Annotated in this window: 19 protein-coding genes; 11 read left to right on the forward strand and 8 right to left on the reverse strand. The window is 37.4% G+C overall.

Annotation, left to right across the window (positions count from 1 at the left end; all coding sequences use genetic code 11):
* Nucleotides 1–67: 67 nt before the first annotated feature.
* Together QNJ50_RS16630 and QNJ50_RS16635 are read right to left on the reverse strand one after the other, a co-directional pair.
* Entirely contained in the window at nucleotides 68–709 is a 642-nt protein-coding gene (locus QNJ50_RS16630; protein WP_027846106.1) for a DUF3318 domain-containing protein, read from the reverse strand.
* 79 nt (nucleotides 710–788) lie between these two features.
* Entirely contained in the window at nucleotides 789–1,346 is a 558-nt protein-coding gene (locus QNJ50_RS16635) for a hypothetical protein (RefSeq protein WP_300637176.1), read from the reverse strand.
* Between the two features lie 349 nt (nucleotides 1,347–1,695).
* Between QNJ50_RS16635 and QNJ50_RS16640 the strand changes: the two genes are divergently transcribed.
* Nucleotides 1,696–2,529 carry a hypothetical protein gene (locus QNJ50_RS16640; RefSeq protein ID WP_300637178.1) on the forward strand — a complete coding sequence of 278 codons (834 nt, stop codon included), beginning with the start codon at nucleotides 1,696–1,698 and terminating at the stop codon, nucleotides 2,527–2,529.
* 100 nt (nucleotides 2,530–2,629) lie between these two features.
* Here the strand turns inward: QNJ50_RS16640 and QNJ50_RS16645 are convergent, their stop codons facing one another.
* The 3 genes from QNJ50_RS16645 to QNJ50_RS16655 form a co-directional block, all read right to left on the reverse strand.
* Nucleotides 2,630–3,157 carry a DUF937 domain-containing protein gene (locus QNJ50_RS16645; protein WP_300637180.1) on the reverse strand — a complete coding sequence of 176 codons (528 nt, stop codon included), beginning with the start codon at nucleotides 3,155–3,157 and terminating at the stop codon, nucleotides 2,630–2,632.
* A gap of 452 nt (nucleotides 3,158–3,609) precedes the next feature.
* Nucleotides 3,610–4,491 (reverse strand): AraC family transcriptional regulator, encoded by an 882-nt coding sequence (locus QNJ50_RS16650; protein ID WP_300637182.1) that lies wholly within the window; start codon nucleotides 4,489–4,491, stop codon nucleotides 3,610–3,612.
* 297 nt (nucleotides 4,492–4,788) lie between these two features.
* Nucleotides 4,789–5,694 (reverse strand): AraC family transcriptional regulator, encoded by a 906-nt coding sequence (locus QNJ50_RS16655; protein ID WP_300637184.1) that lies wholly within the window; start codon nucleotides 5,692–5,694, stop codon nucleotides 4,789–4,791.
* A 122-nt stretch (nucleotides 5,695–5,816) separates the two neighbouring features.
* On the opposite strand from QNJ50_RS16655, the gene QNJ50_RS28590 reads away from it, so the two are divergent.
* Nucleotides 5,817–6,530 (forward strand): winged helix-turn-helix transcriptional regulator, encoded by a 714-nt coding sequence (locus tag QNJ50_RS28590; RefSeq protein ID WP_366914278.1) that lies wholly within the window; start codon nucleotides 5,817–5,819, stop codon nucleotides 6,528–6,530.
* A 236-nt stretch (nucleotides 6,531–6,766) separates the two neighbouring features.
* Here the strand turns inward: QNJ50_RS28590 and QNJ50_RS16665 are convergent, their stop codons facing one another.
* The 3 genes from QNJ50_RS16665 to QNJ50_RS16675 all read right to left on the reverse strand — a co-directional run bounded on the left by QNJ50_RS16665 (nucleotide 6,767) and on the right by QNJ50_RS16675 (nucleotide 10,692).
* Complete coding sequence (locus QNJ50_RS16665) at nucleotides 6,767–7,630, reverse strand: universal stress protein (RefSeq protein WP_300637186.1); 864 nt, start codon at nucleotides 7,628–7,630, stop codon at nucleotides 6,767–6,769.
* A gap of 366 nt (nucleotides 7,631–7,996) precedes the next feature.
* Nucleotides 7,997–9,505 (reverse strand): SulP family inorganic anion transporter, encoded by a 1,509-nt coding sequence (locus QNJ50_RS16670; protein WP_300637188.1) that lies wholly within the window; start codon nucleotides 9,503–9,505, stop codon nucleotides 7,997–7,999.
* Between the two features lie 554 nt (nucleotides 9,506–10,059).
* A complete protein-coding gene (locus tag QNJ50_RS16675; protein WP_300637208.1) occupies nucleotides 10,060–10,692 on the reverse strand; it encodes a glutathione S-transferase family protein in 633 nt (210 codons plus the stop codon).
* 218 nt (nucleotides 10,693–10,910) lie between these two features.
* Between QNJ50_RS16675 and QNJ50_RS16680 the strand changes: the two genes are divergently transcribed.
* The 9 genes from QNJ50_RS16680 to QNJ50_RS16720 all read left to right on the forward strand — a co-directional run bounded on the left by QNJ50_RS16680 (nucleotide 10,911) and on the right by QNJ50_RS16720 (nucleotide 20,124).
* Complete coding sequence (locus QNJ50_RS16680; RefSeq protein ID WP_300637190.1) at nucleotides 10,911–11,582, forward strand: SOS response-associated peptidase; 672 nt, start codon at nucleotides 10,911–10,913, stop codon at nucleotides 11,580–11,582.
* A gap of 125 nt (nucleotides 11,583–11,707) precedes the next feature.
* Entirely contained in the window at nucleotides 11,708–11,842 is a 135-nt protein-coding gene (locus tag QNJ50_RS16685; protein WP_300637192.1) for a hypothetical protein, read from the forward strand.
* Complete coding sequence (locus QNJ50_RS16690) at nucleotides 11,817–12,338, forward strand: photosystem I assembly protein Ycf3 (RefSeq protein ID WP_300637194.1); 522 nt, start codon at nucleotides 11,817–11,819, stop codon at nucleotides 12,336–12,338. The genes QNJ50_RS16685 and QNJ50_RS16690 overlap by 26 nt, the downstream gene beginning before the upstream one ends.
* Before the next feature lie 199 nt (nucleotides 12,339–12,537).
* Nucleotides 12,538–12,828 (forward strand): Asp-tRNA(Asn)/Glu-tRNA(Gln) amidotransferase subunit GatC, encoded by a 291-nt coding sequence (gatC, locus tag QNJ50_RS16695; protein WP_300637196.1) that lies wholly within the window; start codon nucleotides 12,538–12,540, stop codon nucleotides 12,826–12,828.
* A gap of 603 nt (nucleotides 12,829–13,431) precedes the next feature.
* Nucleotides 13,432–14,295: a transporter substrate-binding domain-containing protein gene (locus tag QNJ50_RS16700; protein ID WP_300637198.1), complete on the forward strand. Its 864-nt coding sequence runs from the start codon at nucleotides 13,432–13,434 to the stop codon at nucleotides 14,293–14,295.
* Between the two features lie 180 nt (nucleotides 14,296–14,475).
* The gene (locus QNJ50_RS16705) at nucleotides 14,476–15,189 is read left to right on the forward strand and encodes an amino acid ABC transporter permease (RefSeq protein ID WP_300637200.1); all 714 of its coding nucleotides are present in this window, start codon (nucleotides 14,476–14,478) and stop codon (nucleotides 15,187–15,189) included.
* Nucleotides 15,179–16,012: an amino acid ABC transporter permease gene (locus QNJ50_RS16710; RefSeq protein ID WP_300637202.1), complete on the forward strand. Its 834-nt coding sequence runs from the start codon at nucleotides 15,179–15,181 to the stop codon at nucleotides 16,010–16,012. The genes QNJ50_RS16705 and QNJ50_RS16710 overlap by 11 nt, the downstream gene beginning before the upstream one ends.
* 353 nt (nucleotides 16,013–16,365) lie before the next feature.
* Nucleotides 16,366–17,106: an amino acid ABC transporter ATP-binding protein gene (locus QNJ50_RS16715; protein WP_300637204.1), complete on the forward strand. Its 741-nt coding sequence runs from the start codon at nucleotides 16,366–16,368 to the stop codon at nucleotides 17,104–17,106.
* Between the two features lie 597 nt (nucleotides 17,107–17,703).
* On the forward strand, nucleotides 17,704–20,124 hold the full coding sequence (locus QNJ50_RS16720) for a DUF3160 domain-containing protein (RefSeq protein ID WP_300637206.1): 2,421 nt from the start codon (nucleotides 17,704–17,706) through the stop codon (nucleotides 20,122–20,124).
* Nucleotides 20,125–20,348 lie beyond the last annotated feature (224 nt).

The following is a 20,348-nucleotide window of genomic DNA, read 5'->3' on the forward strand; positions in this document are numbered from 1 at the left end:
ATGTTAATCGAGATAACAATTTGTTGATTTGTGCAGTAATATTTCAAGTATTTAGATAACCTGTTATTTAGTAATCGTCATTCATCGAGCGGGATTTAGATTTTGCTTTATTGGCACTCTTTTTAAGGGCAGACAGTCGCGCTTCATAAGCAGAACGCTGACGCTTGCTAGGAGTAATATCAATTAGAGTTTTTAAGGCACTACCCAAGCTTTTATAAGCATTGGGAAGACTGTAACCGAAGCGGGTCGCCAATGATATTGCCTTTTCATCAGCTTCAACTAACTCTTTGAGTCGCTTTTCGCCATTATTTTTTTGATATAGTCGCCAGCCAGAAACTCCACATAAAGCTAAAGCCAGCAACAACAATAACCCATCCTGTACCCACAACTCACCTACAGCACCCCCTAAACCAATTGCTAGGGCTGCCATTTCCCAACCATCCTTAGGGATAGTATCATTTTGAATGCGGGCAACTTCATGCCAGAACAGTAGATTGCGCTGATCCATTGCTAAGGTATCCCATTTTACTAGGTCAATTTGAACTTCGACCTGGTCTTTACCTATTTCTTCACAGCGAATCAGGGGAGGATTTACCTCGGTTGTACCTTCTACTGTTACCCAGCTCTGCAACTCAGGCGGTAGTAAGCCTTTTAACCGCCGGAGTTCGCTCATTTCTGCTTTAGCAGAGGAGGTTACGTAGGATGTCATATTAATCGGAACCTAGAAAACATCAATAAAAGTTAGGGTATCCTAAAAGTGAGTATAACGATTTCCATGATAATCTGCCTTACTCATTAGGAAAACTTCCTCGTCTCTTGCGAGCTTCCATAGCTTTCTCTAAAAGATCGAGTAGTCCTGGGGCTTGTTCCTGAATACTGAGTAACATTCGTTCCCCAAGTTCCACATTGCCTGGATCGTTACCTGTTTTCATTACTTCTTGTAAACGAGGCATAGCTACGCTATCAACTAATTGAATTAAACCACTCAGACAGCGATTAAATTGTTTTTCTGTCAAGTTGGCATCTTCTAGAGGAAATTCAATAATCGCGCGGATCTCGCCATCAGATGGGTCGTACTCCCATTGTAACATTTTGGTTTCCCAAGAAATTGCAAGCATTGTTTGCAAAATTGCAGCCTTGTGGGGGTGTCCTGGCAAATCTGATAGTACGTGTGGTGCAAATAACCGAAAGAATCTCCCATCTTCGTCTAATTGGACGACAATGACAAAGTTTTCTAAATTTTCAGCTTCTACGCCAGTAACAATACGATCGTCTTCGTCTTCGATTTGATAATCCCAACCAAGTTTGTCTAGATACGTGGCAATCTGTTGTACATTGGCTGCCATAAAAATCTCAAATAGAAATTACTACGCGGCTTTTACGAAACTAGTTTAACCTGCGATAGGCACAAGGATGGAGTAGAATTGCTACTTATAATGTATTTCTACTCAATTATTTTTTAAATTTAGGTAATTAATATCACTGATTTTTTAACTTCTTTTTTACCGATTATAGCTTTTGTATCACGGTAGGAATTTGAATCCTCCAGACTCTGGAATTTAGGATTTTTCTACTCCTTTCTCTTAAGTTCTGTGACAAAGCACAAATTACAACGGAAATACTATGAAATGAATGTGTAGTTTGATCTACATCGTGATTTCAAATCCACCACAAATCAAATTCACTACAAAATACATGACTAAGGCAAAATATTTACGGAATATCTTATTTAGCCTACTCTTTACAAGTTTATTATCCAGCGGGGTTAGCTTAATTTTCACCAAGTCTGCGATCGGTACGCAGGCGGCTACGCCTATCGCCACCACGCGCGGGACAAATGCTTATTTCGGTTCGTTAGACATAGTAAGTGATCGAAGTGTCAGTGTGGGCTCGAATTCATTAACAGTCATAGATAGCACTCGCTCGGAAAGCACCCAATTAGAAACGCAGTTTGTCGCTCAGTCACCTCAAACATCCCCTAAGCAATTACAAAAACTACCAAGAAGAATTAGGAGAAAAGTTTTACGTGATGCTTCACAGCGTTCTGGAATACCAACAAGAAGATTAAGCATTAAGAATGCGACTCGCAAAACATTTGGAAATCCCTGCGTGTTCAAATTCGGCGAAATTTGCACTCGAGAATTCAATCCAATCGAGGGTTGGGAAATAACTGTACTAGTTCGAGGAGAGCCAGTCCTCTATCACGCAAACCTCGACGGCAGTCAAATTATTGTAGATCCAAATGCGAAATTTACATCATCTACAAAATTACCCAAAAATCTCGCTACAGCAGTTTTACAGGATGCATCAAAACGTTCGGGGATACCAGTTAGAAGATTGAAAATCGAAGATGCGACTCGCAAAACCTTTGGAAATCCCTGTATCTTTAACTTTGGTGAAATTTGCACTCGCGAATTCAATCCTATTGATGCTTGGGAAGTAACCGTAAAAATTCAAAAAAGGTCTGTAATTTACCGTATTAGTTTAGATGGCTTTAGAATTGCAGTAGACCCCAATGCGAATCTGTAGTCAAATCATTTTAATGACCCAAAGACGTAGCAATGCTACGTCTCCAGTCATTTTATAATCCTAATCCTATCGACTATCTGATCGATCACCCATTTAATATCTACTGACCTCCCATATAGCGACTAGCCATTTGCATCATGTCTGCTACATCTACGTCACCATCACCGTCAGCATCTAAAAAACTATTGAGGACTGGATTACTACTTTGCTGAGAATTTTGGGAACTTGCACCTGTTTTTAATAAATTTAAAACCATAGGAACTAAAACTGGTAACATACCTTGAATCGCACTCATATCCAAACCGGTACGCTGGGAAACAGCTTCAGCGACTTGCTGTTGCATTTGAGGTGAAAATAGTGAAGATACTGCTTGTAGACTCGGAGAAGTACCAGCATGTTCGCTAACTAATGATTGCACCGCTTCATCTCCTTCGGCTGAACGTTTCTCTTGCAAGGAAGAACGGACAAAACTACCTACAACAGACATTGCTGACTGCATTGTAGATTGATCCGCACCTGCATTCCCGCTCAATTGTTGTACGGTGTTCATAATATTACCAATCTGCTCAATGCTACCCTGTGTTTCAGGATTGCCAACTGCACTAATGATTTGGTCAAAAAGTCCCATATCCTTTATACTCCGTGTTTTATGGTGGCACTAAAACTAAATTTTTACACGTAAAATCTTACTTAGTTATAGCTGTTAATAATAAATATGGTTTTCCATAAAAATACTAGTAATCTACCACATTCATTATCAAAACTTATGGAGATTGCTATATGAAATTTAGACAAGTATAGACATTATTTGACATTTCACTCAATAGAAGCAGAGACAGTGGACATTACATCAGCACTCACCACAGGTGTGGCTCAGCCTGGGGTGTTGTGTTGACTTTAATGATATTTTTCTATTATTTCTGCCGGTTCTTTTTGAAAAACTTTTCCATACCACTTTTATCTATACCTTCTTACTGAAGAAGTACTTGCGAAGTAATATGTAAAATATAATACCATTGAATTGCTATTACATTTAGTCATCACACCACACCACAAAGCAAATAAAGTTACAGTTTGATTTCAATAAGACTTTCGATAAAATGCAGGTGTTGTACCAGTCAAACGCCGAAAAGTAGAGGTAAAGTGACTTTGGCTGGAAAAACCAATATTGTAACTGATTTCCGCAATTGATATTTGAGTTCGAGATAATAGTTCTTTTGCTTGCTCAATTCTGCGCTCCAGTAAGTATTTATGCGGTGAAGTACCGATAACAATCTTAAACTCGCGAGTAAATTGATACTGATTCATGTCAACTAGATTTGCTAATTCAGCAAGTGTAATGTCTTGAGATAAATTATCATTAATATAGTCGACTGCTTGTTGAAATTTGTGCTTTGAGAGTTTGTTTGTTTGTTTGTGTTTGGATACTTTATCCTGGATGCTGTAGTGTCTCAGCACATGGGTAGCTAATATATGTCCCACTGATTCCACGTATAATTTTCCTGGTACACCATGTTGAAACTCTCTAAATAGTGATAGAGCTAATTGTCGAATTAAAGGATCGGAAACTGACCATTTTGCCTCAATTTCAATTGAACATCCTTGACATTCCTTAGCGATCTGCTCGAGTAAATTTGGTGTTAACTGAAAAACCATTATTTCCATTTGACTTTCTAGCCAAGCTTCGTGATTTAGGTTTGGTGGAATAATGGAAACACTACCTTCCTTAATAAACTGATATTTTTGTTTGCCATTGCTCGTTTCCCACTTCACATATAAAGATGAAGCTGTCAAAGGTATACCAATCTTGAGACTAGGATTGTCTTTGCAAAGAAAATAAGTGGGACCACAGGATAAATAATTAACGCCAATAGCATCTAATTCCAATGACTTTTGACGTGACACAGATGATAAATCGTCTATAGTAGGTAGTGAATGTGGCAATCTAAATTCTAAAGACATTAAATTCACCTTTTGCTAGGCATTTAATTTTGGAGCTATCTAAAATTTAATATCTACCTATTTGTTTTAGTTCAGGTTAATTATGCAACCCTGAGAGTATTCTCCACAAGGAATGCACAATAGGAGTACTAAAATATTAAACCTATGTAGCATGTTAATACAAATTATATATTGTGTTACATGCTTTAACCCGATACTCCCAACCGAAAAATTTCTATCTTTAGAGGTAATCTCTAGGGAGATATAATTTATCGTGAAATAACGAGTCAATCTAATGTCAACACTTCTAGGCGTAACTCATCTATTTTTGCGATAAGCTCTTGGCGTTAGACCTGTATTTTTATTAAAAACTTTAGCAAAATGACTTTGGTTAGAAAAGCCACATTCAGCAGCCACTTCAACTATGGATAGTTTTTCTTGTTTGAGTAATTGTTTAGCTTTTTCCATTCGTTGCTGAATCAAATATTGGTGAGGTGTAACACCCATTGATTGCTTAAATAACCTCAAAAAATAGTATTTACTCATATCTACCATTGTGGCAAGTTCGGCAAGTTTTATTTCTCGGTCTATATGTGAATTGATATATTCAATAACTTCTTTTAATTTATATCTAGATAATCCACCTTCATATTCCTGTAGCGATCGCTTGAAGGTAGAGTAATTCTTTATCAGATGAATTGAAAGTGATGTTGTTAAAGAATCAACATATAGTTGGTTTGCTTGTTTTTGTAATTCCAACTCAGACTTAAACGCCAATGCAATACCATGAATTAAAGGATCGGGTTGGAGAAAATGAGGAATAAGTTCGATGCAATCGCAATCTAAAGCTTCGCGAGCAATATTTGCAAATTGAAAAGGTGTGAGTAATAGGACTATGAAATCATAATCTCGAGTGCTAATACAATTACCCTTGTTATCTACATTGGCTGGAATCGTTGCAATTTCTCCATCCATAACTTGGGAAATCTGACGTTTTCCAAGTATTGTGTGGTCCATGGTTAAATCTGACGTATTCGTACCAACCAAGATTGCATGTTGTTGACAGGACATCTCTGGAAATTCATAAGCAGGTTGTCGATGACATTGAACTTGAATTCCATCCCACCCAAGTTCGTGACTAGTCAGCCAAGGTTGTCGTGGGAAAATAGTTGATAAAGACTTCTCTTGGGTTAAATCAAAAGATTGCTGTCGTCTTTTTCCCATTTTTGATCCTCCAAACCTGCTTATATTGCAAAGACGCTACAGCTGACAAACATCTGTTAGATTGACTTGAGGTAATTTATCACCGACGGGTGATAGTTACCAAGTAGATACTAATTAGAGTTATGAGTAGTTCAAAAACCAGATATAGCTGCGCGGTAGAAGTGACTCTGGAATTAATTTGTGGTAAATGGAAATGTACGATTCTCTGGTGGTTGAGAAGAGGTGGGAAAAGATTTGGTGAATTGATGCAGTTAATACCAAGAATCACTCAAAAAGTTTTAACTCAACAGTTGCGGGAACTGGAAAAAGATGGGTTAATTGAGCGAAAAGTTTATAACGAAAAACCGCGGAGAGTTGAATATTACCTTACTCCTGAAGGTGAAACCCTGGGTCCAATTTTGCAAGTTATGTGTGACTGGGGTAAAGCTAAAAAACCAGAATTTCAATTTTGTCCCGTAGAATTAGAAGGATTGCACATTTTAATCCTGACGGATGTTGCTGATTTTTGCGATCTGCTTCGTGTGGAGTTGGAGGTAACAGCAAAAGCTCAATTAACAATTCAATCTGTTACCCCCAGAGTCGAAAACCTGCAGCAAATACTACCAGATGTTGTAGTTGTAGATTTGGGGGAACAGGATTTGAGTTCCCTTGTGCAACAAATTCAACTCTTGGAAACAGAATTAGGACGATCAATTCCTATGATCGCTTTAATAGAAATTCCAGATCGCAGTCGTGCTTTTACTAAAGGATTTAAATTAGTTTTTACTAAACCAATAGAACCAGTTGAAATTGCTGTGGCGATCGCCTCTCTCACTGGGAAATTAAATGAAAATTGAAGATTGATTAACAGTAATACTAAATTAGGTTATGACATTGACTCATCTAAAAATTATGAATGGTAAACTGGTAAACTTTTACTTACTTTATTACGTAGTCTGTTTTCTTCGCAGATAATGACCGCAGGTCATATTTTGACTTGTGCATAGCCCTATATGTTATGTAATTTGTTAGCAAAAAAGTTGGGGAATCGAATTCCCCGTTTATTGTTATTTGAGATCCACAAAATAACAAATCAACGAAACAACAAAATCGGGATATTACATCTACGAAGCATTTGGGCTGTAGTACTACCAATCACTAAATGGCGAATCCGATTATGTCCGTAAGCACCCATAATTAAAAAGTCAATCTTATACCTATCTATACACTCGCTCATTAGTTTTTCAGGTTCCCCATCCAACATGTGACATATGGGCTTAAAACCACCTTTAATTGCTTTTAATTCTGCTGCATTCAGGTAGTTTTGTGCAGTGTCTGTATCGTGGTTTTTGGCAATTGTAATTATATGTAATTCTAAGTCTTTAAATGTGGGTGAATCTACTAAAAAATCTAGGGCTTTATCGCAGCTTTTACCACCATCGTAAGCAAATAAAATTCGTTTTATTGGATGATAATCTTTAGGGGTTACTAAACAAGGTTTATGAGAAGTACGAATTATTCTCTCCAAGTTTGCTCCCAAATGTTCCGCAGCAAACCCTGCCGTTTCACCGCGTTTACCTAATACAATTAAATCTACTTTGGCTTCAAATTCTTGAAAACAATCTACTAAAAAACCCTTACGGTGAGTAGAGTTAACTTGACTTACTCCATTTTCAATTAAAAAACGTTTCGCTTCTTCAAGAATAATTTTTGCCCTTTGATTATTGACTTTTGCTGCTTCACTTTCTAGTTCAACTAGCTGTTCGAGAAGTCTGTGGTAAGTACTTACACCAATACTACCACTGAAGTTTTCTACCTGAGTAGATGTTTTTTTGCGCATATCTGTTACATATAGGACTTCAATGGAAGCATCCATACGTTTTGCGATCCATGCTGCATACCCGTAACCGATTTGGGAAAAATTGGAACCATCAGTACAAAGAAGTATATTTTTCATTATTGGATATATTGTTGAGTATTTAATAACAAAAAGTATGCTGAGAAAATATTTGCTAAATTAGGGAACTCCAAAAAATAATCCAGACCATAATTCACACCATATTTTTTAACGGTAGGGGCGCACCGACGTGCGCCCCTAAGAGTAGTGTGTTTTGATACAGTTGGAACAAAGCCCTCATATAAAAACGCGGGGAATAGTTACATAAGCGGGAAATAGGTGTGAGTCAGTTAAGTATAGAACAATTTGTAAAATCCAGATATAAAGAAATTTATGGAACTTGCATTCCACGCTTTTATCACTTCTGTAGAGACGCGACAAAGCTTGCGGCGTCGGCATTAGCCTCTGTCGCGTCTCTATCACTCCTTACTCCTGAGTTCTTAATTTCTGTGCTCCAAGGTCTTCTAGGTCTTTGACCTTGTCGTGAACAGCTAGCCTATCAATTAGGGTAGAACTTGCTTCGTTTAGACCAAATAATTCTACTTCAGTACCTTGACGCCGGAATTTAAGCGCAATTTTATCAATTGCAGCAATGGCTGATTGATCCCATAGGTGAGCATTGGTTAAGTTGATTTTGACATGCTCTAGATTTTCACGAAAATCGAAAGCGTTTAAAAAGTCAGTCACAGAAACAAAGAAGATTTGTCCAGCTACGCTATAGGTTCTACTAGTACCGTCAGGATTGAGATAACTATCAACAAAAACTAATTGGGCAATTTTACGAGCAAAGAAGATTGTACTCAGCGCACTTCCTACTAATACACCCATAGCCAAATTCTTAGTCATAACAGTGATAAATACGGTTGTTAACATTACCGCAGTCTCACTTTTAGGAAAAATCCGAATATTTTTCAAAGAAGCCCAATTAAATGTACCGATGGAAACCATAATCATTACTGCGACCAAAGCAGCCATCGGAATTTTCTCTACCCAGTTTCCTAACGCCAACATAAAAAAGAGTAATAGTATCCCTGCACTGAAGGTAGATAGACGTTTTCGACCGCCTGACTGGATATTAATTACAGACTGACCAATCATTGCACAACCAGCCATTCCACCAAAGAATCCCGTAATAATATTTGCTATTCCCTGACCGCGAGCTTCCCTATTTTTGTTACTGGGTGTATCGGTCAAATCGTCTACGACATTAGCTGTTAAGAATGAAGCTAATAAACCCACCATTGATAGAGCCACTGCATAGGGAAGAATAATCTGCAAACTTTCTAGACTGAAAGGTATCTTGGGAATGCTAAAAACTGGTAGTTGTCTGGGTAGTTCTCCCATGTCACCGACCGTAGGGACATCGATCCCCAAACCATTGGAGATGATGGTAAGAAAAATGATTGCAACCAAGGGAGAGGGTAATACTTTGGTGACCCGAGGTAATAGGTAGATAATTGCCAGACCTCCCGCGACCATCGGATATACTTGCCAAGGGACATTCTGCAGTTGGGGTAATTGAGCGTTAAAAATCAGAATTGCCAAAGCATTGCTAAAACCCACCATCACAGCGCGGGAGACATATTTCATTTGGCGATCAATTTTAATTGCAGCCCACAGAATTTGGAAAATACCTGCAAGAATTGTGGCTGCAAATAGGTATTGCAAGCCATACTCGGGATAATCTTTTACTAAGTTAGTGACAAGTAGCGACATACTACCTGTAGCAGCAGAAATCATGGCGATTCTACCGCCAAGAAAAGCAATGACTACAGCCATTGTAAAAGAGGCATATAGACCTACTTTCGGGTCGACTCCAGCAATAATGGAGAAGGCGATCGCTTCTGGAATTAGCGCCAAACCTACTAGCACACCCGCGAGCAAATCTCCCCTGATGTTGGAAAACCACTCATGCTTAACAAAAATATTCTTCAAGGGTTCCTCTTTAATTAGGTCACGCTAGATCTATAATTTTAAATCATGATTGTAACCATTCAAACTATCAATAATTACTGCAAAACGAAGTAATTTATGGTAGTAGTCAATGAACAGAGGAAAATATTGTTATTAGATTATGAACAGACAAATTGACTGTTCTAAATGAATAAACAATTGATTAAATTCAAACTCATCGACTTATTATTTACTGTTTTAGTACTGAACGCTCTCAATGAATATTCTTAATACCTTGCAAAGCTTCTACCTAGCAGAGGTGACATGAAAGGGAAAAATTGTGCTCGAAAATATTACTCTACCTTTTTACTCCACTTAATTATTATTTAGCTTATACTCTTGACGTATTTTTTGAGTGGATTCTTTATACTTTCAGCTTAATATCTAGCATACCATTATAAAGTAATAGACGCACACCTTTAAAGTTGTATTGAAACTATATTTAATTCATATGCATCCGTTATTTCATTAATAACGAATTATTATTCAACCTCCTATTAAATAAGCATAGTTTATCGAAGTCAAAAACTTATTCACTAATTCTGGTTAATAAATTCTAATGTGTCTTTTATAGAAATGTACCTCGGCTGGGATTTCACGCGTTCCAACCAAGCTCGAATTGATGGAAATTCACCCAGTTCAAAACCACCTTCATCAGCAACATGGGTGTAAGCAAATAAGGCGATATCAGCAATTGTATAACGTTCTCCAACGAAAAAAGAGTGGGAACGTAAATGATCTTCCATTACTTGTAGAGCTGCATAACCTTTTTCTTGCTTAGACTTTAATTCCTCTTGATACTCTTTTTCTTTTTTGAGGATAGAAATCCAAAATCTAGATGTAGCAATAAATGGTTCGTGACTATATTGCTCAAAAAATAACCACTGAAATACCTGTGCGCGTAAAAAACGGTCATAAGGAAGAAATTCTGTTCCCTCGGCTAAATGAATCAATATGGCATTAGATTCTGCCAAATATCTATTCGGCTCAATTTCTAAAACAGGAATTTTTCCATTCGGACTTTTATCCAGAAATTCTGATGTTCGAGATTCTCCTGCCAAGATATTTATATCTGTTCTTTCAAATGGTACTCCCAACTGTGTTAATAAAAGACGTATCTTATATCCATTGCCAGAAGGTAAGAAATCGTACAAACGTAGCCGGTTCATCATCATAAATAGGGTAAACAAGTTGTTGAATAATGATCAAATAAAATACAACAATTTATGAGCAAAAAAAATATATATACAATAAAATTTATTGAGAATATTATGATGGAAATTAAAAACATTATTTCATAAAATTAATGTAATTAAATCAGGGTGTCATTATTTAATTTCTATGGCTTAATTTTTAGAAATTAAATTGCTATTAGAGGAAATAAAATATGTGTGGAAGATTTACTTTGAGTGCGACTCCAGAAGCCATAGCAGAAGAATTTGATGTTAAAAATCTTTCCGTTCTCCAACCAACATATAATGTTGCGCCAACACAAAATGTACTAGCTGTACTAAATGAAGAGAAAACTCTCCAGCGTCAATTTAAAAAATTACGTTGGGGATTAATTCCTTCATGGGCAAAAGATTGTAGCATCGGTGTTAGGCTAATCAATGCAAGGTCAGAAACAGTCGCAGAAAAACCTGCTTTTCGTTCTGCTTACAAGCGCCGACGTTGTTTAGTAGTAGCTGATGGTTTTTTTGAATGGAAAAAGCAAAAAGATAAAAAGCAACCCTTTTATTTTCTACTTCAAAATCAACGCCCATTTGCTTTTGCTGGATTATGGGAAAAATGGACTTCTCCCCAAGGAGAGGAGGTACACAGTTGTACGATTTTGACAACCACAGCTAACAGACTATTGGAACCTATTCATCATCGAATGCCATTACTCCTGAAGCAACAAGATTATGGATTATGGCTAGACCCACAAGTACAATCACCCGTTTTATTACAGGATTTATTATCCCCTTATCCTTCTGAAGAGATGAAAAGCTATGAAGTTAGTTCTTTTGTCAATAATCCTAAACATAATAGTCATCAATGTATTGAAGCTGTTGCTTAAACAGCTGCATATGATGTTTCGCAACCCTTAAAATGGCGAATTACCAGGAGATTTTTTAGTTGGAGTTAGTAAAAATTTTAGTTAGCAAAAAATTTACTTGAAATCAGTCAACTAGATTACGATCCATGTCCATTTCAAAAATTGGACTTAAATCAGTTACATTAACAATTAAGCAATCTCAGCTACTGATTCAAACATCAATTAAGCAGTTATCCGAAGCTCAGAGAGGCGAATATGCCAAGAACCCAGAAAAACGATAATTTTATCGATAAATCCTTTACTGTGATGGCAGACTTAATCTTAAAGATACTGCCAACTAATAATAAAGCTAAGAAAGCTTTTGCTTACTACCGGGATGGAATGTCCGCACAGTCTGAAGGTGAGTATGCTGAAGCCCTAGAAAATTATGAAGAAGCTTTGTTGTTAGAAGAAGATTCTCAAGACAGGGGCTTTATATATTACAATATGGCATTAATTTACGCAAGTAATGGAGAACATAACAAAGCTTTGGAGCTATATCACCAAGCGCTTGAAAATAATCCTCGCTTACCTCAAGCTTTAAATAATATTGCTGTCATCTATCACTACCAAGGCGAAAAAGCCAAAGAAGCTGGTGATGAAGATGGTGGAGAAGCACTGTTTGACCAAGCTGCAGATTATTGGATTCGAGCCATACGCATGGCACCGAATAACTATATTGAAGCCCAAAACTGGTTAAAAACCACTGGTAGAATGCAAGTTGACGTATTCTTTTAATCATTGTCGTTAATCTTATTGGTCATTAGTCGCTAACTTTATTTATTAATTAATTCAGTAATGACTAACGACCATATTCTTTTTGCTTAAATACTAACAGTAAAGATAACGCTAATAATAACATGTGTTTGTTCCAAAAACCCATGTCAATAAAGCAAGAATAAGCAATTAGTAGCTAACACTTACAAATTACCAAACTATGATAGACCGCGAACAAGTACGTAAAGTAGCACATCTAGCTCGTTTAGAATTAACTCCTGAAGAAGAACAGCTGTTTACTACCCAGTTGGGGAGTATTCTTGATTATTTTGAACAGCTCAATGAATTAGATGTTGAAAATGTGAAACCAACAACACGAGCAATTGATGTTAGTAACGTTACCCGTCCAGATAGACTCCAGCCCTACCCGGATCGGGAAGAAATTCTCCAGGGTGCGCCAGAACAAGAAGGGGAATATTTTAAAGTTCCAAAAATTATCAATCAAGAATAATTATTTAACAGTTTATAGTTAATAGTCTATAGCTAATGGCACCGTTCTACGGGCTTTAGCTATTAGAGATTTTTCAGGACTCATCTAAATTCCCACATAGAAGCTAACACGTAGGTGGAATTAATTGGTGATATGGTTCCATTTTCAGGATAATAGCGAATATTTTGTTACGCAAACCCCAAATATTGACGAATATTAGAGAATATTGGGGAATATAAAAATTTAAATATCCTCCCACGTAAAATAGGCGAGCGAATACAAGTGTTGGTTATTATTTGAAAACCATGTACGCGTTAGCAATTTTTTTAATCGTTTTCGGAAGATAAAATATTCCCTAAGATATAGCACAATAGCTTGTAGTAATGTGATGTTGGCTACACTTTAAAAACCTCCAAAGTTGTAGTCAACTATTTCCATTATTGATTGATTTCAAAAATCTTTTTATTTGATGATAATATTCATCATTCTTATAGTCAAAAATACTAATTATAGTAAAAAATACAAAAATTAATTATTGACGTAAAAAAATAGTTATACTAATGTCACAAAAATAATTTGAAAGCAAAATACTTTCGTTTTTATCCTATTGAGGAAAATATACAAGTGAATACAATTGCAACTAATAAAGTAAAATTCAAGAAAACTTTAACATGTGTCGCACTTGCCATTAGTTTGCTCATGAGTGCTTGTTCCAGTGGTGGAGAAGAAAAAACAACAGGAAATACATTAGATACTATTAAGAAGCGTAACAAAATTATAATTGGAGTCAAAACTGATAATACTCCTTATGGTTTTATAGATAAAAATGGTAAAAATGCAGGGTTAGAAATTGATATTGCAAAATATATTACTAATGAACTACTAGGTTCCCAAGAAAAAGTAGAATTTGTATCTGTAGTGGCATCCAACAGAATTGAATTTCTCAAACAAGGGAAAATAGATTTAGTTATTGCAACAATGACCAAAACTCCGGAAAGGGAAAAAATTATTGATTTCTCTGAGGAATACTATTCCGCTGGTACTGGGCTTTTGACTCATAAGTATAGTGGAGTAAAGTCATGGGACAATCTGCGAGGAAAGAAAGTCTGCGGGATTCAAGGTTCTTTCTACAATAAAGCACTTGCAGAGAAAGGAATTCAAATGGTGAATTTTCCGGGAACAGCTGAAGCATACAAGGCGCTGGAGGAAAAACGTTGTATCGGTTTGGCTTATGATGATTCAGCTTTAGTAGGAAAATTGTTAGATCCATCATGGGGTAAAAATTGGCATCAACCTTTACCTGTGATTTTTGAGAAGCCTTGGGGTATGGGAATACGCAAAAACAATCAACCATTCTTGGATGCTGTAAATGCAGCCATTACTAAAATGGAAGCGGAAGGATTTATTGTTGATGGTGAGAAGAAGTGGAAAATTCCGCCAACAGAACACGCTAAACAACGCATGAAAAAAGCACAAAGTCAAAAGTAAGGAGTAAGAAGTAAGAAGTAATAAGTAATGAGTAATGTTAGCGCAGCGGGGCGCGTAAGCGCACAGTAATGAGTAATGAGTAGTAAATTACCAATTACCAATTACCAGTTACCAATTACCAGTTACCAGTTACCAATCACCAGCTAAATTTACTTGTATTTCACTATCCAATCATGAAAAATGTTTTTCAACCTTGACTTCTCTTGGTTAAGTGACCCCACTTACCAAAATTGGCTTAGAGAAGGTATTTTTACTACTATTTTCCTATCTACTGTTTGTGTTTTTTCTTCCTTACTAATTGGTATAATTGGGGTTTGGTTACAAGATCTACCTATTAAATGGGTGCGTGGGGCGATCCAAATCTATATCCAGATTTTTCGTAACACCCCCCCTTTAGTACAGTTATTTTTTCTATTTTTTGTTTTAGCTGCTCTTCTACCAAAGGTTTACGACCCCACAACAGGAGGAGAAAGACCGATTCTTAATTCTTTTAGCAGTGCAGCGATCGCACTTTCTCTATTTGCTGGTGCATTTAATATTGAAATTTTCCGCTCTGGAATTGAAGCCGTACCGAAAACAATGGTAGAAGCATGTGAAAGCTTGGGTTTTTCTCGAACTCAAAGTTTTTTCTTGGTAATCTTACCCCTAGCTTTTCGAATATCTCTTCCGGCGTTAAACAACAATTTAGTTAATCTGATTAAAACTACTACCCTTGCTTCTGCGATCGCAACACCGGAATTACTTTATTTCGCCGGACAGATATATGCCGATAATTTTGCGACCTTAGAGGTGATGTTATTTATTTGGGTAATATACGTTACTTTAGTCGGAATATTACTTGCCCTGATGCATTGGTTAGAATTAAAACTGCACATACCGGGCTATGGAAATTAAAGATAAAAATACCAATACAAGTAAAAACATTAAGCTGACTTGGAAATCACTTCTGGGTTTCACCCTAGCGACTATTTTATTAGTAGTAACTATTAGTACTTTAAAAGTAAATTTATTAACTATAGAAGAATGGCAAACTCTCCTCCGCCGTTTGCCTTATATATTAATTGGTAATCAAGAAAACTGGGCTGTCAAAGGTGGTTTTGCACTGAATATAATTATTAGTCTTGCTTGTATGATAATTAGCACTATTTTAGGTGTAATCCTAGGATTAAGTCAGATATCTTCACAGCGAGTTGTTCGATGGTTGGCTTGGTTTCTGACCCAATTTTTTCGCAATTCTCCTTGGCTAGTCATTCTTTATGTTGTGCTTTACTTGTTTCCATTCCAAATAAATCTGGGTTTTGTTAGTGTTGAGTTTTCCCCAGTTGCAAAATCAATTGTCGGTTTATCTTTAGTGGTCGCAGCCAATATTTCAGAAATTGTCCGGGGTGCTATTCAATCAATCCCTTCAGAACAATGGGAAGCAGCAAAAGCTATGGGTTATACTAACAATCAGATTTTACGATTAGTAATTTTTCCCCAAGCTTTCAAGCGTATGATTCCTCCTTGGATGAATTGGTATGCAATTTTAACAATGGGTACTACCCTTACAAACTTAGTTGGCGTACCGGAAGGATTAACAAGTGTGCGTCAAGTTTTAGAACTTGAAGGAGAGCGTTTTGCCATACCACTTTACACTATTTTAATGTTGTTGTTTTTCTTATACTGTTACCCAATTGCTTGGTGGACAAGAAAATTAGAACAACGACTCGTGGAGTGAAGTAAGAAGTAATGAGTAAGAAGTAAGAAGTAAGAAGTAATGAGTAATGTTAGCGCCTAGCGGTTAGCAGCTCGTGTAAGCGCGCCCTGCGTGACGTTAGTCAGAGGCTTTGCCGACGCCGCAGGCTAAGGGCGTACCGGATTGCACGCGGCTTGCGCCGTTAGCGCTGCCGTAAGGCTTAACCGCAGGTAGCACAGCTAGAGGCAAAGACGCGCCTTACGGCGAATGCCGTCGCTGCAGGCTCTAGGTATTGCGCACAGTAATGAGTAACTAATCCCCAGTCGCTAATTTCCATATGACGCTGTCGCGTCACGCTTCGCTAACGCCAGTCGCTGATCCCCAATACCCAATCTATGACAGAAACATTAGTATCCCTCCGTGATGTACATAAATCCTTTGGTAAAGTTGAAGTCTTAAAAGGGATTTCCTTTGATGTAAACCAGGGAGAAATTATCTGTATTATTGGACCCTCAGGTTCGGGTAAATCAACAATTCTTCGCTGTATTAATGGTTTAGTTGAGATTAATAATGGTTTTATTCGCGTCGGAGATTTTTTCGTTCACCAATTGAAGTCTGACAGGGAAAAAATCCGCCTGCGACGTATAGTTTCAATGGTTTTTCAACAGTACAATTTATTTCCCCATCGCACAGCTTTAGAAAATGTGATGATGGCACCAATCCATGTTCTTAAACAAGACCCTAAGGAAGTAGAAGAGCGCGCTTACCAATTACTCAAAAAAGTTAGACTCCAAGGTAAAGAAAAAAATTACCCCGCAGAACTTTCTGGGGGACAACAACAACGAGTTGCGATCGCGCGTTCTCTAGCAATGAAACCACAAGTTATGTTATTCGATGAAGTGACAGCAGCTCTCGACCCGGAAACAGTTAAAGAAGTTTTAATTACAATTCGGGAATTAGCAGAAGAAGGGATGACTTGTTTGTTGGTAACCCATGAAATGGGTTTTGCAAGGGAAGTCGCTGATAATATTCATTTTATGGATCGTGGTGTAATTGTTGAAAGTGCTGCACCCGTTGAATTTTTTAGCAACCCCAAACATGAAAGGACAAAAGAATTCCTGAGTCAGGTTTTATGATTTATCGCAGAAGCTTAGAAGAGAAATATCATGTTTAGGTGTACGCTGACAAATTAATCTGAAATTTCTCCCAAGTAAAAAAAAGTGAACTGTTGTCCAGGGTGACTTTCAAGGTTTTATATTTGCGAATAAAATACTTCAAAAATAAAATAAACAATTCCAGGAAATAAAGTTGAAATAGTGACTCCATAACATGAGGTCAAAAAATAACTACTATTCCAAAATACTTTCTTCTTATACCAATTTCCTAAATTCAAGCTACAGATGGTATGCCAGGAATAAAATCATATCTTGTAATTGAGTTTCATAAGTGTAGCCTCACTAAATGAAATTGGTATTAATATATACGAAATGGAGAGTACGTCTCATGAAGATAATACTAGTAGGGAGCAAAGCGGAAAAGTGATATTTGCAAGACCAAAGCATTATGATGTCATTTAAATAACTTCATTATTTGGTGAACACTATGTAATATCAAGGATAAGTCACTAATTTTGATTTAGTTTATTGATAATTTACAGCAATAATTGACAATCAAAATTAGATATCACCTTCCGCAGCGTTGCACCCAGATGAAATGCAGGTGCTGATTCCCATATGCAAAATTCATCTATAGTCACGATTACGAATATTATGAATTCCTTAAAAAAACTGCTAATTATCTATTTAGCAACCTGGATAATTGTAATAGGATGTGAACGATTTTATCAAAACGATTCAATTAGGGCTACGGCAGAAACGCCTGCTGACGTATTTGGTTATACAACTGTATTCAAACAGGAATTAGATAAAATTGGGCAGATATCACTACAGAAATTTGCTCAACAGTATAATACTAACACTCAGTATTTACCTCAAATCACTTGGGATCCGACCAAGGCTAAATTCTGGAAGGAATTCAACCTCAATCCGAATGAGAATAACAAGAATCCTCAACGGAAAAAATTACGTCACAACGATTTTCGCCTTAATGCAGACGAACTAGCCGTTTTCAAGAAAAACGGGTTTGTAGTGAGTGAGCGCTTGGGGGCAGAGAGTTTTGCCGAGATGTACTATCGCATTTACACTAATGATTTACCAGTATTTGTTTCGACTGATTCAATACTTCATGCGTGGCATAAGTCATACGATGCCATGCTTAAAGAACTAGAAGAAACTTATATAGCTCAATCATTGGATGAAATTCTCCAAGGCATGGCTCAGAAGATTCCTGAAGCTGCAAACAAGTATGGAAATGGAGATTTAAGTTCAAGCTTAAAAGATGCTGATTACTTCCTGGCAGTAGCGCGTTCTTTACTTGCAGGAAAGACCGTGAAAACTTATTTAAATCAGGATGAACGAGTTGCTACAACTCTTGCTGCTATAGATACTCACAAACCACAGAAAATCAATCTGTTTGGGAATGAGCGCTTGGTGGATTTTTCTCAATTTAAAGTACGCGGTCATTATGAAAGTTCTAAAGAACTAAAAAGATATTTCCGGGCGATGATGTGGTGTGGCAGAATAGACTTCCGCATCGCTGGTATCCCTGAAACAAGCTCTCCACGGGAACTTGCGGGAGCGATAGTTCTCTATGACCTGCTGCAACAATCAGGTAAATTTCCACAATGGCAGCAGTTTGATCGGACGATCCAAACTTTTGTGGGCAGAACTGATTCTATGACTTTTGCTCAACTTGGTGACGTTTTAAATAAAGCTGCAATTAAATCTCCAGTCGATATCAAAGATTTAGCAACTTTAGCAACGCTGCAATCTGATATCCTTAATGACAAAATCGGCGTTCAAGACATTCGTGGTGATGTTTACAAGTCACCTTTAGGAACAGAAAAAGCCCAGTTGCCAAAGTCATTCACAGTACTTGGTCAAAAGTTTGTATTGGATAGCTGGGTCATGTCTAAGGTAGTATTTGATGACATTCTCTGGGACGACAAGAAAGTTCGGCGTTTTGTACCAACAAGCTTGGATGTAGCCTTCGCTGCGCTGGGGAACAATCAGGTAGTACCAAAATTAGTCGCCCGTATCAAAAATGACGGTTTAAACTATCAACATAACTTGGCGGCAGTAAGGAACGTTATCGATCAACAAAATCCATCTGTTTGGCAAGAAAATATTTATATGAATTGGCTAGCAACATTGCGCCAGTTGTCAGCACCAACCACAGATTCAAAATATCCGGAAACTATGCGGACCCAAGCTTGGGCTCGGAAGACACTCAACACGCAATTAGCTTCATGGACTCAATTACGTCATGACACAATTCTTTACGCCAAACCTTCCTACGGTGGTCTTCTTTGTGAATATCCAGCGGGTTTCGTAGAGCCAAGACCGGAATTTTGGGAACGCTTTGAGCAAATGGCTCTGCTAGCGGCAGAGCAGATTAAGAAAACTCCTTTTCCAAATCGCAAAGTCAAGCTATCAGGCGTTGATTATCAGATACAACTCCGAAATATCCAGGATAGACAGGTGGAATTTTTTCAGCAATTCGCTCAGAAATTGTCTGTTCTTAAGGGTATTGCAGTGAAGGAACTTGCCCAACAACCAGTTACGGAAACGGAAACTAAATTTCTTAAAGAAGTTGTTGAGATTAAGAGAGACTACATTGGGCAAATTCAATACAATGGCTGGTACCCCAGTCTATTTTACAGTAGTCGTGATGATTCTGGAAAGTGGGATGCTCTAGTTGCTGATGTCCACACTAATCCTAATCAGTCAGGCTCAGGTAGCGTGCTGCATCAGGGTGTTGGCAATGTTGATTTACTGATGATTGCAGTAGATAACGGCAAAGATCGAATGATTTATGCAGGACCAATGATGAGCCATTACGAATTCGAAATGCCTGAAATAGTCCGGAAATCTGATTCCCAGTGGCGAGAGGACATCAAACAAGGAAAGTTACCACCGCGACCCGATTGGACAAAAGGCTATCTTGTACCGGGAGAAAATCAGGATGTTAAGTTATATCCCAGATCTGATGATGAATGGGTACAACAAAAACGCCGCCAACTTGATAATCCTTAAATTCCAACCGAATGTAGATTTCGTTATCCTAAGCATCTGTGATACGGAACTTAATATTTAGGTTAAGAGGAATATAAAAAGGGGAAAAGGGAAAGAAAAAAAATAATATTTTCCCAAAAATATCGCTCTTCCATCACTCTGGTGAAGTAAAAATCTCAGACAATTTCTTAACCTTAAACAGAGACTGGGTTTGGAGTTTTATTTTCTAATACTATGAGTAAAAT

This window comes from Mastigocoleus sp. MO_188.B34 (genome assembly GCF_030065675.1).
Classification (GTDB): domain Bacteria; phylum Cyanobacteriota; class Cyanobacteriia; order Cyanobacteriales; family Nostocaceae; genus Mastigocoleus.

Coding starts and splice junctions, on each gene's coding strand:
- QNJ50_RS16665 (WP_300637186.1), bottom strand. CDS start 7,630: ATGAAAAATATACTTCTTTGTACTGATGGTTCCAATTTTTCCCAAATC.
- QNJ50_RS28590 (WP_366914278.1), top strand. CDS start 5,817: ATGAGTAGTTCAAAAACCAGATATAGCTGCGCGGTAGAAGTGACTCTG.
- QNJ50_RS16680 (WP_300637190.1), top strand. CDS start 10,911: ATGTGTGGAAGATTTACTTTGAGTGCGACTCCAGAAGCCATAGCAGAA.
- QNJ50_RS16640 (WP_300637178.1), top strand. CDS start 1,696: ATGACTAAGGCAAAATATTTACGGAATATCTTATTTAGCCTACTCTTT.
- gatC (WP_300637196.1), top strand. CDS start 12,538: ATGATAGACCGCGAACAAGTACGTAAAGTAGCACATCTAGCTCGTTTA.
- QNJ50_RS16655 (WP_300637184.1), bottom strand. CDS start 5,694: ATGGGAAAAAGACGACAGCAATCTTTTGATTTAACCCAAGAGAAGTCT.
- QNJ50_RS16720 (WP_300637206.1), top strand. CDS start 17,704: ATGCAAAATTCATCTATAGTCACGATTACGAATATTATGAATTCCTTA.
- QNJ50_RS16635 (WP_300637176.1), bottom strand. CDS start 1,346: ATGGCAGCCAATGTACAACAGATTGCCACGTATCTAGACAAACTTGGT.
- QNJ50_RS16705 (WP_300637200.1), top strand. CDS start 14,476: ATGTTTTTCAACCTTGACTTCTCTTGGTTAAGTGACCCCACTTACCAA.
- QNJ50_RS16645 (WP_300637180.1), bottom strand. CDS start 3,157: ATGGGACTTTTTGACCAAATCATTAGTGCAGTTGGCAATCCTGAAACA.
- QNJ50_RS16650 (WP_300637182.1), bottom strand. CDS start 4,491: ATGTCTTTAGAATTTAGATTGCCACATTCACTACCTACTATAGACGAT.
- QNJ50_RS16715 (WP_300637204.1), top strand. CDS start 16,366: ATGACAGAAACATTAGTATCCCTCCGTGATGTACATAAATCCTTTGGT.
- QNJ50_RS16675 (WP_300637208.1), bottom strand. CDS start 10,692: ATGAACCGGCTACGTTTGTACGATTTCTTACCTTCTGGCAATGGATAT.
- QNJ50_RS16685 (WP_300637192.1), top strand. CDS start 11,708: ATGTCCATTTCAAAAATTGGACTTAAATCAGTTACATTAACAATTAAG.
- QNJ50_RS16690 (WP_300637194.1), top strand. CDS start 11,817: ATGCCAAGAACCCAGAAAAACGATAATTTTATCGATAAATCCTTTACT.
- QNJ50_RS16710 (WP_300637202.1), top strand. CDS start 15,179: ATGGAAATTAAAGATAAAAATACCAATACAAGTAAAAACATTAAGCTG.
- QNJ50_RS16630 (WP_027846106.1), bottom strand. CDS start 709: ATGACATCCTACGTAACCTCCTCTGCTAAAGCAGAAATGAGCGAACTC.